Origin of the sequence: Kitasatospora mediocidica KCTC 9733 (genome assembly GCF_000744225.1) — a bacterium.
GTDB lineage: Bacteria > Actinomycetota > Actinomycetes > Streptomycetales > Streptomycetaceae > Kitasatospora > Kitasatospora mediocidica.
This window is the reverse complement of record NZ_JQLN01000002.1, coordinates 1-15,188: the sequence shown is the minus strand read 5'-3', so window position 1 is coordinate 15,188 and position 15,188 is coordinate 1. Positions and strand designations below refer to the sequence as shown.

Genomic DNA, 15,188 nt, shown 5'->3' with positions numbered 1-15,188 from the left:
AGCCGCCGGGAGGTGTCCCATCACCCTGCTGACGTCTCCACTGCACGCATTGCTCGATCTTGTGCTGCCCGCGCCGTGTGCCGGTTGTGGCGCCGAGGTCGGCGGCCAACTCTGTCCCGCCTGCCGCGAGCTGCTGGTCGGCCTGCGCGGGCGGCGGGCCGGTCCGAGTCCGGCTCCCGCGGGTCTGCCACCGGTGCACTCCTGCGCGGTCTACGGCGATCCGGTGCGGCGACTGCTGCTCGCGCACAAGGAGCGCGGCGCACTGCGGCTGGCCGGACCGTTGGGCGCCGTCCTCGCCGCGGCGGTCGGCTCGGCCCTCGACGCCGTCGGCCCCGCCATCGCAGCTCGTGACAGCGCACCGCTCGATGCCGCTCTGCTCGACAGTGCACCGCTCGACGCCGCCGCTCTCGACCGCGCGCCGCACCGCGCCGCGCTCCCTGGCGAGATCCTGCTGGTCCCCGTCCCGTCGGCCCGGGCGGCCGTGCGGGCCCGCGGCCACGATCCGATGCTGCGCCTGGCCCGCTGCGCCGCACGGGAGTTGAACCGTTCCGGACGGCCCTGCAGGGTCGGGCCGGCGCTGCGCCCGTCCCGTCGGGTCGCCGACCAGGCCGGGCTGGGCGCCGCCGCCCGGCACCGCAATCTGCACGGCGCGCTGAGCGTCCCGGCGCGGTTCCACTCCCGGCTGGCCGGCCGTCAGATCATCGTGGTCGACGATCTGGTCACCACCGGAGCCAGTCTCACCGAGGCGGCCCGGGCCCTGGCCACCGCGGGCGCACCGCCCCTCGCGGCGGCGACGATCGCCGCCACCGTCCGCCGGGCGGGCGGCGTGCCGAACGCCGTCCACCGGCGTCGTCAGCCCGGATAGGTCGGCTGGACCCCGTTCTTCGTGTAGGCCCGCCACTGCCACTGCGCGTTGCCGCTCAGCCCGTAGATGGTGTGGTCCTGGTCCTGCGAGTCCGCGAGCACCGGGTCCGTGCGGGACTCCGACGCGGCCACCGCCGTCATGCCGTCCACCGCCTGCAACGGCGTCGCGACGATCTGCGACCCGTCCGTGCCCACGTAGTGCAGCTGCGTGATGCTGTCGAGCTCCTTGCCGAGCACCAGCAGCAGGTCGGTGTCGGCCCAGGAGACCGAGACGACGTCCGACAGCTGCGGGGCGAGCTGGCGCACCGCGCCGATCTCCACCGCGGGCGCCTGGGCCGTACCGGAGTGGGTCACCAGGCCGAGCCACAGGCTCGTCGCCCCGGTGCCGTCCTTGAGCAGCAACGCCGCCCGGGTGCCGTCCGAGGAGAGCCGGATCCCGTCCACCGTGCGCCCCGCGGGGATGTCCATGGTGGCCACGATGCGGGTCTGCCCGCCCCGGATCAGCAGGACGGCGGGCGCCGCCGGGTTCCGGTCCACCACCCAGAGTCCGCCGTAGCCGTCCCAACTGGGTGAGGCGAAACCCTGGCCGGGAGTCGTGGCGCCACTGACCGCCACCGGCTGACCGAGCTTGTCACTGTCCGTCAGGCCGACCTGGTACAGCGACCTGCCGTCCGCGCTGACCACGGCGGCGAACTTGTTGTCGCGCCGGACCGCGAACGCTCCCACCAGGTGCTGGGCTGTCGGGGCCAGCTCGGCGGGCAGGTGCGGCGCTCCGAGCGGTCCGGCGACGGCGGCGGTGGAGTCCTGGCCGGGCATCCGCATCAGGTCACCGTTGTCCGGGCGACGGAAGTAGGCCGGGGTGGCGCCGCCGGCCCCGCCCGCCAGCGCGCCGGGCGCGTACGACGACACCCGCGCCTGGCCGGAGGAGAGCTGGCAGAGCACGGCTCCGCGCCGACCGGTGAGCGTCACCTGGTCGATCGAGCCGCTGCCGCCCTGGCTGGCCAGGGTGAAGTAGAGCTGGGCCGCTATCTGTTGGCACGCGCCGCCGCCGAGGTCGGCACCGTCGAGCGGCACCCTCGGATTGCGCGGGTCGTCCCCGGACACCGGGCCGGTGATCCTGGTGTGGCCGAACGCGGAGTGGACCGCCGGCGTCAACCAGTCGGAGGGGCCATCGGCCAGGGCGTTGGCCGCAGCGCTGGCCGGGTCTATCCGGCGCCGCAGGTAGATCGGGTCCGGCACCAGGACCTGCTGCTGCGCCCCGGTGACGCTCGGGTCGGGGGTGGTGTAGAAGTACCGGTCGACCTGCTGGAAGGTGTTGCCGAAGTTGGTCTGGTTGAGGATCAGCTGGTCCGGCAGGTCGTCGATCCGCCACTCCGCCTTGGCCGAACTGTCCTTGCCACCGGCATCCTTGGCGACGTTGACCAGGGTGAAGGCGGCCTCGTAGGGCGCGTCCTGGACCGCTGTGAAGGTGTGCTTGCCGTCGAGCTGCCCGATCTCCGAGGACTTGATCGATATCTGGGTGCTCTGGGTGTCGGCGACCGCGACGGGGTTCCCGGGCGTGGTGTTCCGCAGGACCACCACGCCGTCGGCCGGGTGCCACTTCTTGACCGCGTCCGGGGTCAGGTACTGCTGAGCGGTGGTGTAGTTGCGCTCGTCGGCGATCGAGGCGTCCAGGAAGTTCTGCAGCACCTCGCGGGGCAGCAGCCCGTCCCGGGGCGGCACCGGGATCACCCTGACCTGCACGCCGTTGTCACCGCCGGCGTCCTGCACCGGGTCGACCCGCTGCGGATCGCCGCTGTCCGGCATGGTGGCGCACCCTGCCGCGAGCAGCACGGTCACCACGGCCCAGACCCCCCGGACGGCGGGCCTAATCCTGCTGGTCCCCACTCTGTGCCCCCTCCGTACTTCCTGACGTGGACGCCCCGGACGCCCCGGACGCACCGCCGGACGGCTGGTGATGCGCACGGTCGACGACCACGTGGGCACCGCCCGCACGGTACCCCGAGGCCGCCGCCCGGACGTCCGAGGGGTCTGCGGCCGGTCCCTTGGGCAGCACCCGGGGGCCGAGCCCCGGGCCGATGCTCAGCACGCCGCCCAGCCCCGGGCCGAGCCCGCCGCCGAGCCCGCCGGGGGTCTCCGGAATCACCGTCGGCTCACCGGTGGCGGTCAGCGCCGTCGCCCCGGACGGCCGCACCGCCCGCTGGTACGGCGTGCCCTGGGCCCGCAGCCCGCGGTTGTAGCGCGAGTCCTCCGGCTCCAGGCGGAACGGCGCGCGGCCGATCTCGCCGCCGCGGGTGCGCGGCAGGGTCAACCGGAAGTGCGAGCCGCCACCGGGCTCGCCCCAGGCCTGCAACCACCCGCCGTGCAGATGCGCGTCCTCGACGGCGATGGAGAGCCCGAGGCCGGTCCCGCCGGTGGTGCGCACCCGGGACGGGTCCGCCCGCCAGAAGCGGTGGAAGACCCGGGAGGCCTCGCCGGGCTTGAGCCCGATGCCGTAGTCCCGGACACCGACCGCGACGGCGCCGCCGGCCGAGCCGAACTGGATCACCAGGTCGCGGCCCTCGCCGTGCTCCAACGCGTTCACCACGAGATTGCGCATGATCCGCTCGATCCGGCGCGAGTCGACCTCGGCGACCACCGGCTCCTCGGCACCGCGCAGCAGCACCGCGCTGCCCTTGAGCCGGGCCAGCGGGTCCGCCGACTCGACCACCCGGGCCACGATGTCGCGCAGGTCCACCGGTTCGGCGTCCAGGATCGCGGCCCCGGCGTCGAACCTGCTGATCTCCAGCAGGTCGGCGAGCAGCGACTCGAAACGGTCCAGCTGGCCCTGCAGCAGCTCCGCCGAGCGGGCCGCCATCGGGTCCAGGTCCTCGCGGCTGTCGTAGATCAGGTCGGCGGCCATCCGCACGGTGGTCAGCGGTGTGCGCAGCTCGTGCGAGACGTCCGAGACGAACCGCCGCTGCACCCGGGAGAGCTCCTCCAGCTGGCGGATCTGGGTCTGCAGCGCCCCGCCCATCCGGTTGAAGGACTCGCCGAGCCGGGCGATGTCATCCGTCCCGGTGACCTTCATCCGCTCTTCCAGGTGCCCGTCGGCGAGCCGTTCGGCGATCACGGCCGCCATCCGGACCGGCGTGACCACCTGGCGGACGACCAGCCAGGCGATGCCGCCGAGCAGCGCGACGATGAAGAGGCCCGCCGTCGCCAGGGTTCCGGCGGCCAGGCCGAGGGTCTTGTCCTCCTGGGCGAAGGAGAAGGCGAAGTAGAGCTGGTAGTCGGTGTGCTGCGGACCGCGCAGCTGCTCGCCGATCACCAGTCCGCGCTCCGAGGTGACCTGACCGGAGCTGGACTTGCGGTGGATCACCGTGGCCTGCTGCTGCGGCACGCCGGGATCCTTGGCGACGTCGTCCTGCAGGCGGGTGGAGATGCTGCCGAGCGTGACGTCCCCGCTGACCCGGGCCAGACTCAGCGCCGAACTGCTGACGGCGCTCTGGTCGGTGGACTGCACCAGCCCGACCACCGAGTAGACGCCCTGCCCGCCGCTGGCCAGGCTGGCGACCTGGTTGGTCAGCCAGGTCCCCGTCTCGTCGGGGCTGGGGTCGGCCGTGGTCCCGCTCTTGGCACGGGCGTCGGCCAGCTGGTCGCTCTGCTGCTGGGCGATGGTGAACCCACCACGTGCCTGCCCCTGGGCCGCGTGCTCCTTGGCCGTCAGCAGCCCGGTCCGGACCTGCGCCATCACCACGATGCCCAGCACCAGGACCAGGGCGACCGACAGCAGCAGCGTGGCGGCCACCACCCGCAGCTGGATGGAGCGCCGGTACAGCGCCGACACCCGGTTGACCGGCCGGCGCAGCTGACGGGCGAAGAGCCCGAACACCGAGACCGGTATCCGACGGTAGGGGGACGCCGCGGGGCTGTCCTCCCCGCCGGCCGTCCGGCCGGTCGGGGAGGAGGGGACATCGTGCGTCACGTCAGCTGGGCCCGGCCTTGTAGCCGACACCGCGGACGGTGACCACGATCTCCGGGCGCTCCGGGTCCTTCTCGATCTTGGACCGCAGACGCTGGACGTGCACGTTCACCAGGCGGGTGTCCGCAGCGTGGCGGTAGCCCCAGACCTGCTCCAGCAGCACCTCGCGGGTGAACACCTGCCAGGGCTTGCGGGCGAGCGCGACCAGCAGGTCGAACTCCAGCGGGGTCAGCGGGATGCCCCGGCCGTCCCGCTTCACGGAGTGCCCGGCCACGTCGATGACCAGGTCACCGATGGTGAGCTGCTCGGGGGTGGGCTCCTCGGCCCGGCGCAGCCGGGCGCGGACCCGGGCCACCAGCTCCTTCGGCTTGAAGGGCTTGACCACGTAGTCGTCGGCGCCCGACTCCAGGCCCACCACGATGTCGACCGTGTCGGTCTTGGCGGTGAGCATCACGATGGGCACGCCGGACTCCGCCCTGATCTGGCGCGCGACGTCGATGCCGTCCCGTCCGGGCAGCATCAGGTCGAGCAGGACCAGGTCCGGCTTGGTCTCCCGGAAGACGGCAAGCGCCTTGTCCCCATCGGCGACGAAAAACGGTTCAAAACCCTCACCACGCAGCACAATGCCGAGCATCTCGGCGAGTGCGGTGTCGTCATCTACGACGAGGACGCGACCTTTCATGCGCCCATCCTCTCATTACCCGATTGTGACCTGGCGCACAGCAGTGCCAATTTCCCTGCCGCCACTCCGCCGAGACCGTCCATATCCACCCAAACTCCCCACTCGACCGGTCCTGCCGACTCCGTTGTCGATCAGCAACCAGGCACCCCTGGGGTGCCTCTCGCCACCATGGCACGATGGGCGGCACGAACGCGCCACACCACCATCCTGGGGCACCGCCCCGCGCCGAGGAGCAGTGATGACCGACACTCCGGGCTGGGTCTCCCCCAGCTCGTCCGCCCCCGAGCCCGAGGACACCCGGCCGCCGGCCGCGAATCCTGCCGGGCCGGACGGTACGTCGGCCTCCTCCGAGCCCGGTCAGCCCACCGACCGCCCCACCCCGCCGCCGTACGCCGGCGCGCCCTACGGCGCCCCGCAGCTCCCCCAGCAGCAGGGCTGGAGCGCGCCGCAGGCCTGGGGAGCCGCGCAGCAGCAAGGCTGGGGGCAGCGCCCCGGCAGCCCGTTCCCCGGCTGGGGCCCGCCGCCGAGCCCGAAACCCGGGATCATCCCGCTGCGGCCGCTGAGCGTCGGCGAGATCCTGGACGGCTCGATCTCCACCGTCCGCAAGTACTGGCGCACCGTCCTCGGGCTCTCGCTGGTCGTCGCGGTCCTGACCAACACCACACTGTCCGCCGTGACCTGGTACACCCGCTCCAGCGACTCCGGCGCGACGGCGATCATCGCCTTCGCCGCGGCCATCGTCCTGGACCTGCTGGCCGGCCTGCTGCTCACCGCGCTGCTGACCATGGTGATCAGCAAGGCCATCGTCGGTGAGTCGATCACCCTCGGCCCGGCCTGGCGGGCCGCCCGCCCGCAGCTCGGGAAGCTGCTGGGTGTCAGCCTGCTGGTGCCGCTGATCGTGGGCGGCATCGTGGCCGTCTCCGCCATCCCGCTCGTCGTCGCGCTGGCGGTCGGCGGCGCCACCCCGATCGCCGTCGTGATCGGCTTCCCCGTGCTGTTCGCCGGGTTCCTCGTGTCGATCTGGGCGGGCATCCGACTCAGCCTGTCGGCGCCCGCGCTGATGCTGGAGAAGCAGGGCGTCCTCGCCGCCCTGGCGCGCTCCCGGCGGCTGGTGCGCGGTTCCTGGTGGCGGATCCTCGGGGTGACGCTGCTCGGCTACCTGCTCACCATGCTGCTCTCGGACATGGTCGCGATCCCGTTCGGCGTGCTCTCCGCCGTCGTCGGCGGCTCGCCGCTGACCGCATTCGGCGGCGGCTCCGGCACCACGTCCCTCGCGGCCCTGGTCATCACGACCGTCGGCGCCATCCTCGGCTCGCTGTTGAGCTACCCGGTCACGGCCGGCATCAGCGTGTTGCTCTACGTCGACCAGCGGATCCGCCGCGAGGCGCTGGACATCGAACTGGCCCGCGCGGCCGGCCTGGCGGAGTACGGCAGCGCCGACCGGCCCGCACCGCCCACCGGGGTCTGATCGCCGTGCCCAGCTGGGGGGAACGGGCGCTGGCGGCTGCCGGCAGCCCGGTGACGGTGCCGCGCGATCCGGCGCGTGACGCGGCCCGCAACGAGCTGCTCGACCCGGCGTACCACCGGCACGACCCGAGCCTGCTGCAGCGGGTCAGCGACTGGCTCTGGGACCAGCTGGACCGGCTGCTCGGCTCGGTAGGCTCCGCCGCCGACAGCGGCGGCACCGGCCTGGTCTTCTTCGTGGTGATCGCCGTGCTGATCGGCGCCGCCCTGTGGTGGCGGCTGGGCCGCCCGGGACGCGCCGCACGCACCACTGCGGCGCTCTTCACCGCCGACGGTCCGCGCACCGCCGCCCAGCACCGCGCGGCGGCCCGCGGGCACGCCGAGGCCGGCGACTGGCTCCAGGCGGTACGGGAGCAGATGCGCGCGCTGATCCGCGCGCTGGAGGAGCGCGCCCTGCTCGACGCCCGCCCCGGCCGCACCGCGGACGAGGCCGCCGCAGAGGCCGGTCGGTTCCTCCCCGAGCACGCCGCCGCCCTGCACGCGGCCGCCCGCTGCTTCGACGACGTCGCGTTCGGCGACCGCGCCGCCGAACGCGCCGACTACCAGCTGCTGGCCGACCTGGACAGCCTGCTGGAACGCACCCGCCCCGCCGCACCCACCGCGGGAGGCCCGGCATGACGACCGTCCCCGGGTCCACCACCCGCACCCCGAGCCTCGGCCAACTCTGGCGCCGCTCACGCTGGTTCCTGATCGGCGCGGCGGTCGTGCTGCTGGCCGCCCTGCTGATCGGCGGCCTGGGCGACAGCGGCGGCTACCCGCCGCTCGACCCGCGCTCCGCCGACCCGGACGGCGCCCGGGCGACCGCGCAGCTGCTCCGCCAGCAGGGCGTCACCGTCAACCCCGTGGACAGCCCCGCCGCCCTGGACGCGTCCCCCGCAGACGACACCGTCCTGCTGCCGCTGCCCGATCTGCTGACCGCGGACCAACTCCGCGGCCTGGCCGCCGCCGGGCACCGGCGGCTGGTACTGATCGACCCGGGCGAGAGCGCGCTCGGCGTCCTCGCCCCCGAGGTGCACCCGGCCCAGGCCGTCGGCGTCCCGCTGAGCATCGCGTCCGCCAGCACCGCGCCCGACTGCCCGCTCCCCGATGCCCAGCGGGCCGGCAGCGCCGAGCTCGGCGGGCAGCTCTACCGCCTCGGCGCCGACGCCACCGGCTGCTACCCGCGTGAGGGCCTCCCGGCGCTCGCGGCGGCCAACGGCAGCGGCGGCACCCAGGTGATCGTGCTCGGCTCCGGACGCTTCCTCAGCAACCAGGCCCTGGCCCAGGACGGCAACGCCTCGCTCGCGCTCGGGCTGCTCGGCGCGCAGCCCCGGCTCACCTGGTACCTGCCGGACTACAACAGCGTGCCGCAGCAGGACGGACAGCGGAGCTTCACCGACCTGATCCCGGCCGGCTGGTCCTGGGGCGCCCTCCAGTTGGCCGTGGCGGCCGTGCTGGCAGCGCTCTGGCGGGCCCGCCGGCTCGGCCCGGTGGTCAGCGAGGAACTCCCGGTGGTCGTGCGCGCCGCCGAGACCACCGAGGGCCGCGCCCGGCTCTACCAGCGGGCCAAGGCCCGTGCACAGGCTGCCGAAAGCCTGCGCCGGGCCGCCCGTCACCGGCTCGCCCCCGTCCTCGGCGTGCCGGTGACGGCCGGCGAACCGGACGGCAGCGCGCTGCTCACCGCCCTCACCGACCGGCTGGAGCGCCGCCCCACGGACCAGCGCGACCCCGGCGGGCCGCACGCCCTGCTGTACGGTCCGCCCCCCACCGACGACGCCGCACTGCTGCGGCTCGCCGACGACCTCGATGCCCTGGAAAGGCAGGTACGACAGCCGTGACCGAGCAGTCCGCCCCCGCGGCCCCTGTGGACAGCGCCGCCGCGCAGTCCGACCCCCGGCAGGCGCTGACCGCGCTGCGCGCCGAGATCGGCAAGGCCGTGGTCGGCCAGGACGCCGCCGTCACCGGCCTGGTGGTCGCCCTGCTGTGCGGCGGCCACGTCCTGCTCGAAGGCGTCCCCGGCGTGGCGAAGACGCTGCTGGTCCGCACCCTCTCCACCGCCCTGAGCCTGGAGACCAAGCGCATCCAGTTCACGCCCGACCTGATGCCCGGCGACGTCACCGGCTCACTGGTCTACGACGCCCGCACAGCGGAGTTCTCCTTCCAGCCCGGCCCGGTCTTCACGAACCTGCTGCTCGCCGACGAGATCAACCGGACCCCGCCCAAGACCCAGGCCTCGCTGCTGGAGGCCATGGAGGAGCACCAGGTCACGGTGGACGGCGCGGCGCGCCCGCTGCCCGTCCCGTTCCTCGTGGCGGCGACCCAGAACCCACTGGAGTACGAGGGCACCTACCCCCTGCCCGAGGCCCAACTCGACCGCTTCCTGCTCAAGTTGATCCTCCCGCTGCCGACCCGTGAGCAGGAGTTCCAGGTGCTCACAAGGCACGCGGCCGGCTTCGACCCGCGCGACCTGCACGCCGCCGGGGTACGCCCGGTGGCCGGCCCCGCCGATGTGGCGGCCGCCCGCGAGGCCATCGCCGAGCTGACCGTCTCGCCCGAGGTGCTGGCCTACATCGTCGACCTGTGCCGGGCCACCCGGCAGTCGCCGTCGCTCTCCATCGGCGTCTCCCCGCGCGGCGCCACCGCGCTGCTCGCCACCGCCCGGGCCTGGGCCTGGCTGGCCGGCCGCGACTACGTGACGCCCGACGACGTCAAGGCACTCGCCCTACCGACCCTGCGACACCGCGTCCAGCTGCGGGCCGAGGCCGAGATGGAGGGTGTCACCGCCGACTCGGTCATTCAGGCCGTCCTGGCGCAGACCCCCGCCCCGCGCTGACCCGCCGGGCCCGCAAGCCTCGCCCTGATCGCTCAACTCGCACTACTCGCTCTAGGAGTCCGTCATGGCCCTCACCGGCCGCACTGCCCTGCTCGCCGCACTCGGCGCGTTGGTGGTGGGACTCCTGCTGCCCTCCTGGCTGGGCATCGCGGTGGTAGGCGTACCGCTGCTCATCGCGATCCTGGCGGACCTGCTGCTCGCCGCGCCGGTGCGCAGCCTCGGCCTCACCCGGGAAGGCGACACCTCGGTCCGGCTCGGGGCGGACGCCGACATCACGCTGACCGTCGTCAACCCCTCGGGACGCCCGCTGCGGGCTGCCCTGCGCGACGCCTGGGCGCCGTCCGCCTTCGCGCCCGGCACCGAACTCTCCGCCTCCCGCCACCGCCTGCGCGTCCCGCCCGGCGAGCGGCGCCGGGTCACCACCCGCCTCACGCCGACCCGGCGCGGCGACCAGCACGCCCGCCGGGTGACGATCCGTTCGCTTGGCCCGCTCGGCCTGGTGGGGCGTCAGGGATCGCACGACGTCCCGTGGACGCTGCGGGCCCTGCCCCCCTTCACCAGCCGCAAGCACCTGCCCTCCCGGCTCGCCCGACTGCGCGAACTGGACGGCCGCACCTCGCTGTTGACGCGCGGACAGGGCACCGAGTTCGACAGCCTGCGGGAGTACCTGCCCGGCGACGACGTGCGCTCGATCGACTGGCGGGCCAGCGCACGACGGCACACCGTCGCCGTCCGGACCTGGCGGCCCGAGCGCGATCGGCACATCCTCATCGTGCTGGACACCGGCCGCACCTCGGCCGGCCGGGTCGGCGACGCCCCCCGCCTGGACGCGGCACTCGACGCCGCGCTGCTGCTCACCGCGCTCGCCACCAAGGCGGGTGACCGGGTCGACCTGCTCGCCCACGACCTGCGCCGACGTGGCGCCGTGCTGGGCCGGTCGGCGGCCGAGGTGCTGCCGGCGTTCACCAACGCGATGGCGGTGCTGGAGCCGGCCCTGATCGAGACCGACCTGCGCGCGCTGACCGCCGCTGCCCTACGGCTCGCCCCGCGACGCTCCCTGATCGTCCTGCTGACCGGCCTGGACACCGGCTCGGCGGAGGAGGGGCTGGTGCCGCTGCTCCCCCGCCTCACCCAGCGCCACGAGGTTGTAGTGGCCGCGGTGGCCGACCCCCACCTGGAGACGCTCGCCGCTGGCCGCGGCACGCTGCCCGCCGTCTACGGCGCGGCTGCTGCCGAACAGACCCGGGCCGACCGACGCACCGTCGCGGACCGGCTCACCCGGCACGGCGCGACCGTCCTGGACGCCCCACCGGCCGCGTTGCCGCCGGCCCTGGCCGACGCCTACCTCGCGCTCAAGGCCGCCGGGCGCCTCTGACCTGGCCCAGCGACCGACCGATCAAGTCGGGGCTCAACGCCCCGGCTTGATCCAGACGTGCGCACGCCCGGTCTCGGTCTCGCTCTCGGACTCCGCGCTCTCCGGCTGCTCCTCGCGGTTGTCCCGCAGCCAGTCGGAGATGCCCTTGGAGAGCGCGGCCGCCGACGACTTGTCCCCGTGGAACGCCTCGCGCGCCGCCTGGTAGGCGAACCACCGCTCGACGTACGCGAGCCAGGCATCCTCGGTCGGCGCGAAGTGCATCGTGACCCTCGGGTGGGCGCGAAGCCAGTTCATCACCGTCGGCGACTTGTGCGTGAAGTAGTTGTCGCAGATCAGGTGGATCTCACCGACCTCCGGCAGCTGACTGTCCAGCTGGGTCAGGAAGCGGCGGAACTCCACCCCGCGCCGACGACGGTGCAGCGTCCCGAGCACCTTCTCGGTCGTGGTGTCGAGACTCGTCAGCAGTGCGTTGACGGTCGGCGGCAGCGGCTCGTCGCGCAGCTCCTGCAACGCGTCACGGAGCTTGGGACGAAGCACCGTCTCAGCGTCCACGTGCAGCGCGAGCACGCGCTCGGGCGGGGCCAGGTACATCCCGGCCACCTCGTGCGACGTCTCCATCACAAAGGGGTCGGTCGACAAGCTGAAGGGCTCGATACGCGGCTGGGGTTCGGGGCGGGCCTTAGGACCTGGTCTTGCCATACCCCGATCGTATGCCGGGCAGCGGGTGTTCCACGACCAAGCCGGCCCCGGCGGCGCTGCGGACGCCGGTCCGGATGGCCCGGATGGTCCGGAAACGCAGATAACCCCCATCCGATTTCTCGGATGGGGGTTATCTGGAATGATTGTTCGGCGGCGTCCTACTCTCCCACAGGGTCCCCCCTGCAGTACCATCGGCGCTGTGAGGCTTAGCTTCCGGGTTCGGAATGTAACCGGGCGTTTCCCTCACGCTATGACCACCGAAACACTATGAAACTGTCAACCGCACCACCCCATGGCCACGGGATGGGGTCGTTGTTTCAGAACAACACAGTGGACGCGAGCAACTGAGGACAAGCCCTCGGCCTATTAGTACCGGTCAGCTCCACCCATTACTGGGCTTCCACATCCGGCCTATCAACCCAGTCGTCTACTGGGAGCCTTACCCTCTCAAGGAGGTGGGAATACTCATCTCGAAGCAGGCTTCCCGCTTAGATGCTTTCAGCGGTTATCCCTCCCGAACGTAGCCAACCAGCCATGCCCTTGGCAGGACAACTGGCACACCAGAGGTTCGTCCGTCCCGGTCCTCTCGTACTAGGGACAGCCCTTCTCAATATTCCTACGCGCACAGCGGATAGGGACCGAACTGTCTCACGACGTTCTAAACCCAGCTCGCGTACCGCTTTAATGGGCGAACAGCCCAACCCTTGGGACCTACTCCAGCCCCAGGATGCGACGAGCCGACATCGAGGTGCCAAACCATCCCGTCGATATGGACTCTTGGGGAAGATCAGCCTGTTATCCCCGGGGTACCTTTTATCCGTTGAGCGACGGCGCTTCCACAAGCCACCGCCGGATCACTAGTCCCTGCTTTCGCACCTGCTCGACCCGTCGGTCTCACAGTCAAGCTCCCTTGTGCACTTACACTCAACACCTGATTGCCAACCAGGCTGAGGGAACCTTTGGGCGCCTCCGTTACTCTTTAGGAGGCAACCGCCCCAGTTAAACTACCCACCAGACACTGTCCCTGATCCGGATCACGGACCTAGGTTAGACATCCAGCACGACCAGAGTGGTATTTCAACGTCGACTCCACGACAACTGGCGTTGCCGCTTCACAGTCTCCCACCTATCCTACACAAGCCGAACCGAACACCAATATCAAGCTATAGTAAAGGTCCCGGGGTCTTTCCGTCCTGCTGCGCGAAACGAGCATCTTTACTCGTAATGCAATTTCACCGGGCCTATGGTTGAGACAGTCGAGAAGTCGTTACGCCATTCGTGCAGGTCGGAACTTACCCGACAAGGAATTTCGCTACCTTAGGATGGTTATAGTTACCACCGCCGTTTACTGGCGCTTAAGTTCTCAGCTTCGCCCAACCGAAGTCGGACTAACCGGTCCCCTTAACGTTCCAGCACCGGGCAGGCGTCAGTCCGTATACATCGCCTTACGGCTTCGCACGGACCTGTGTTTTTAGTAAACAGTCGCTTCTCGCTGGTCTCTGCGGCCACCCCCAGCTCAGGAAGTAAATTCCATCACCAGGTGTGGCCCCCCTTCTCCCGAAGTTACGGGGGCATTTTGCCGAGTTCCTTAACCATAGTTCACCCGAACGCCTCGGTATTCTCTACCTGACCACCTGAGTCGGTTTGGGGTACGGGCCGCCATGAAACTCGCTAGAGGCTTTTCTCGACAGCATAGGATCATCCACTTCACCACAATCGGCTCGGCATCAGGTCTCAGCCTCAATGAGTGACGGATTTGCCTATCACTCGGCCTACACCCTTACCCCGGGACAACCACCGCCCGGGCTGGACTACCTTCCTGCGTCACCCCATCGCTCACCTACTACCCTGTTGGGTCAGCGGCTCCACCACGTCCCTTCGTCCGAAGACTCCAGGCCGGCTTCGCGGCTTTAGCATTCAGAGGTTCGACGTTGGCGCTTCAAAGCGGGTACGGGAATATCAACCCGTTGTCCATCGACTACGCCTGTCGGCCTCGCCTTAGGTCCCGACTTACCCTGGGCAGATCAGCTTGACCCAGGAACCCTTGGTCAATCGGCGCAAGAGTTTCCCACTCTTGTATCGCTACTCATGCCTGCATTCTCACTCGTGAACCGTCCACAACTGGATTCCTCCGCTGCTTCACCCGGCACACGACGCTCCCCTACCCATCACAGCCCCCGTTGGGAGTATTGCTGCAATGACACGACTTCGGTGGTGTGCTTGAGCCCCGCTACATTGTCGGCGCGGAATCACTTGACCAGTGAGCTATTACGCACTCTTTCAAGGATGGCTGCTTCTAAGCCAACCTCCTGGTTGTCTGTGCGACTCCACATCCTTTCCCACTTAGCACACGCTTAGGGACCTTAGTCGGTGTTCTGGGCTGTTTCCCTCTCGACCATGGAGCTTATCCCCCACAGTCTCACTGCCACGCTCTCACTTACCGGCATTCGGAGTTTGGCTAAGGTCAGTAACCCGGTGAGGCCCATCGCCTATCCAGTGCTCTACCTCCGGCAAGAAACACGTGACGCTGCACCTAAATGCATTTCGGGGAGAACCAGCTATCACGGAGTTTGATTGGCCTTTCACCCCTAACCACAGGTCATCCCCCAGGTTTTCAACCCTGGTGGGTTCGGTCCTCCACGAAGTCTTACCTCCGCTTCAACCTGCCCATGGCTAGATCACTCCGCTTCGGGTCTTGGGCATGCAACTCAACCGCCCTATTCGGACTCGCTTTCGCTACGGCTACCCCACACGGGTTAACCTCGCTACACACCGCAAACTCGCAGGCTCATTCTTCAAAAGGCACGCAGTCACGAGACACACAGCAAGCTGGTGTCCGACGCTCCCACGGCTTGTAGGCACACGGTTTCAGGTACTATTTCACTCCGCTCCCGCGGTACTTTTCACCATTCCCTCACGGTACTATCCGCTATCGGTCACTAGGGAATATTTAGGCTTAGCGGGTGGTCCCGCCAGATTCACACGGAATTTCTCGGGCTCCGTGCTACTTGGGAGAAGCTCAAGTGAGCCGTACAGATTTCGTCTACGGGGGTCTTACCCTCTACGCCGGACCTTTCGCATGTCCTTCGACTACCCATACGGTTTCTGACTCACCCAGCCGCCGGCAGACGACTGAAGAACTTTCCCACGACCCCGCATTGGCAACCCCTGCCGGGTATCACACCAATACGGTTTAGCCTCATCCGGTTTCGCTCGCCACTACTCCCGGAATCACGGTTGTTTTCTCTTCCTGAGGGTACTGAGATGT

Annotated in this window: 10 protein-coding genes and 2 rRNA genes; 6 read left to right on the top strand and 6 right to left on the bottom strand. The window is 70.3% G+C overall.

Annotation, left to right across the window (positions count from 1 at the left end):
- The first annotated feature begins 49 nt into the window (after positions 1-49).
- The gene (locus tag BS80_RS04260) at positions 50-865 is read left to right on the top strand and encodes a ComF family protein (RefSeq protein WP_232246357.1); all 816 of its coding nucleotides are present in this window, start codon (positions 50-52) and stop codon (positions 863-865) included.
- Here the strand turns inward: BS80_RS04260 and BS80_RS04255 are convergent.
- The 3 genes from BS80_RS04255 to mtrA all read right to left on the bottom strand — a co-directional run bounded on the left by BS80_RS04255 (position 853) and on the right by mtrA (position 5,510).
- Complete coding sequence (locus tag BS80_RS04255; RefSeq protein WP_157535903.1) at positions 853-2,670, bottom strand: LpqB family beta-propeller domain-containing protein; 1,818 nt, start codon at positions 2,668-2,670, stop codon at positions 853-855. The genes BS80_RS04260 and BS80_RS04255 overlap by 13 nt on opposite strands.
- Before the next feature lie 61 nt (positions 2,671-2,731).
- Positions 2,732-4,831 (bottom strand): MtrAB system histidine kinase MtrB, encoded by a 2,100-nt coding sequence (mtrB, locus tag BS80_RS04250; protein WP_083974229.1) that lies wholly within the window; start codon positions 4,829-4,831, stop codon positions 2,732-2,734.
- A 1-nt stretch (position 4,832) separates the two neighbouring features.
- Positions 4,833-5,510: an MtrAB system response regulator MtrA gene (gene mtrA, locus BS80_RS04245; RefSeq protein WP_035793392.1), complete on the bottom strand. Its 678-nt coding sequence runs from the start codon at positions 5,508-5,510 to the stop codon at positions 4,833-4,835.
- Positions 5,511-5,748: 238 nt separating this feature from the next.
- Between mtrA and BS80_RS04240 the strand changes: the two genes are divergently transcribed.
- From BS80_RS04240 to BS80_RS04220, 5 genes are all read left to right on the top strand, one after another.
- Positions 5,749-6,978, top strand: coding sequence for a DUF7544 domain-containing protein (locus tag BS80_RS04240; RefSeq protein WP_035793389.1), 1,230 nt, complete (start codon positions 5,749-5,751; stop codon positions 6,976-6,978).
- 5 nt (positions 6,979-6,983) lie between these two features.
- Positions 6,984-7,652: a DUF4129 domain-containing protein gene (locus BS80_RS04235; RefSeq protein WP_232246356.1), complete on the top strand. Its 669-nt coding sequence runs from the start codon at positions 6,984-6,986 to the stop codon at positions 7,650-7,652.
- Positions 7,649-8,851, top strand: a complete 1,203-nt coding sequence (locus tag BS80_RS04230; RefSeq protein WP_035793383.1) for a DUF4350 domain-containing protein — start codon at positions 7,649-7,651, stop codon at positions 8,849-8,851. Before BS80_RS04235 ends, BS80_RS04230 begins: the two co-directional genes overlap by 4 nt.
- A 26-nt stretch (positions 8,852-8,877) precedes the next feature.
- On the top strand, positions 8,878-9,846 hold the full coding sequence (locus BS80_RS04225) for an AAA family ATPase (RefSeq protein ID WP_035793763.1): 969 nt from the start codon (positions 8,878-8,880) through the stop codon (positions 9,844-9,846).
- Between the two features lie 64 nt (positions 9,847-9,910).
- A complete protein-coding gene (locus tag BS80_RS04220) occupies positions 9,911-11,221 on the top strand; it encodes a DUF58 domain-containing protein (protein WP_035793381.1) in 1,311 nt (436 codons plus the stop codon).
- 33 nt (positions 11,222-11,254) lie between these two features.
- Here BS80_RS04220 and BS80_RS04215 read toward each other — a convergent pair whose 3' ends face one another.
- The 3 genes from BS80_RS04215 to BS80_RS04205 form a co-directional block, all read right to left on the bottom strand.
- The gene (locus BS80_RS04215) at positions 11,255-11,839 is read right to left on the bottom strand and encodes a transposase (RefSeq protein ID WP_051965974.1); all 585 of its coding nucleotides are present in this window, start codon (positions 11,837-11,839) and stop codon (positions 11,255-11,257) included.
- Positions 11,840-12,065: 226 nt separating this feature from the next.
- A 5S ribosomal RNA gene (rrf, locus tag BS80_RS04210) occupies positions 12,066-12,182 on the bottom strand.
- 84 nt (positions 12,183-12,266) lie between these two features.
- Positions 12,267-15,188 (bottom strand): 23S ribosomal RNA (locus BS80_RS04205); the annotation flags it as partial.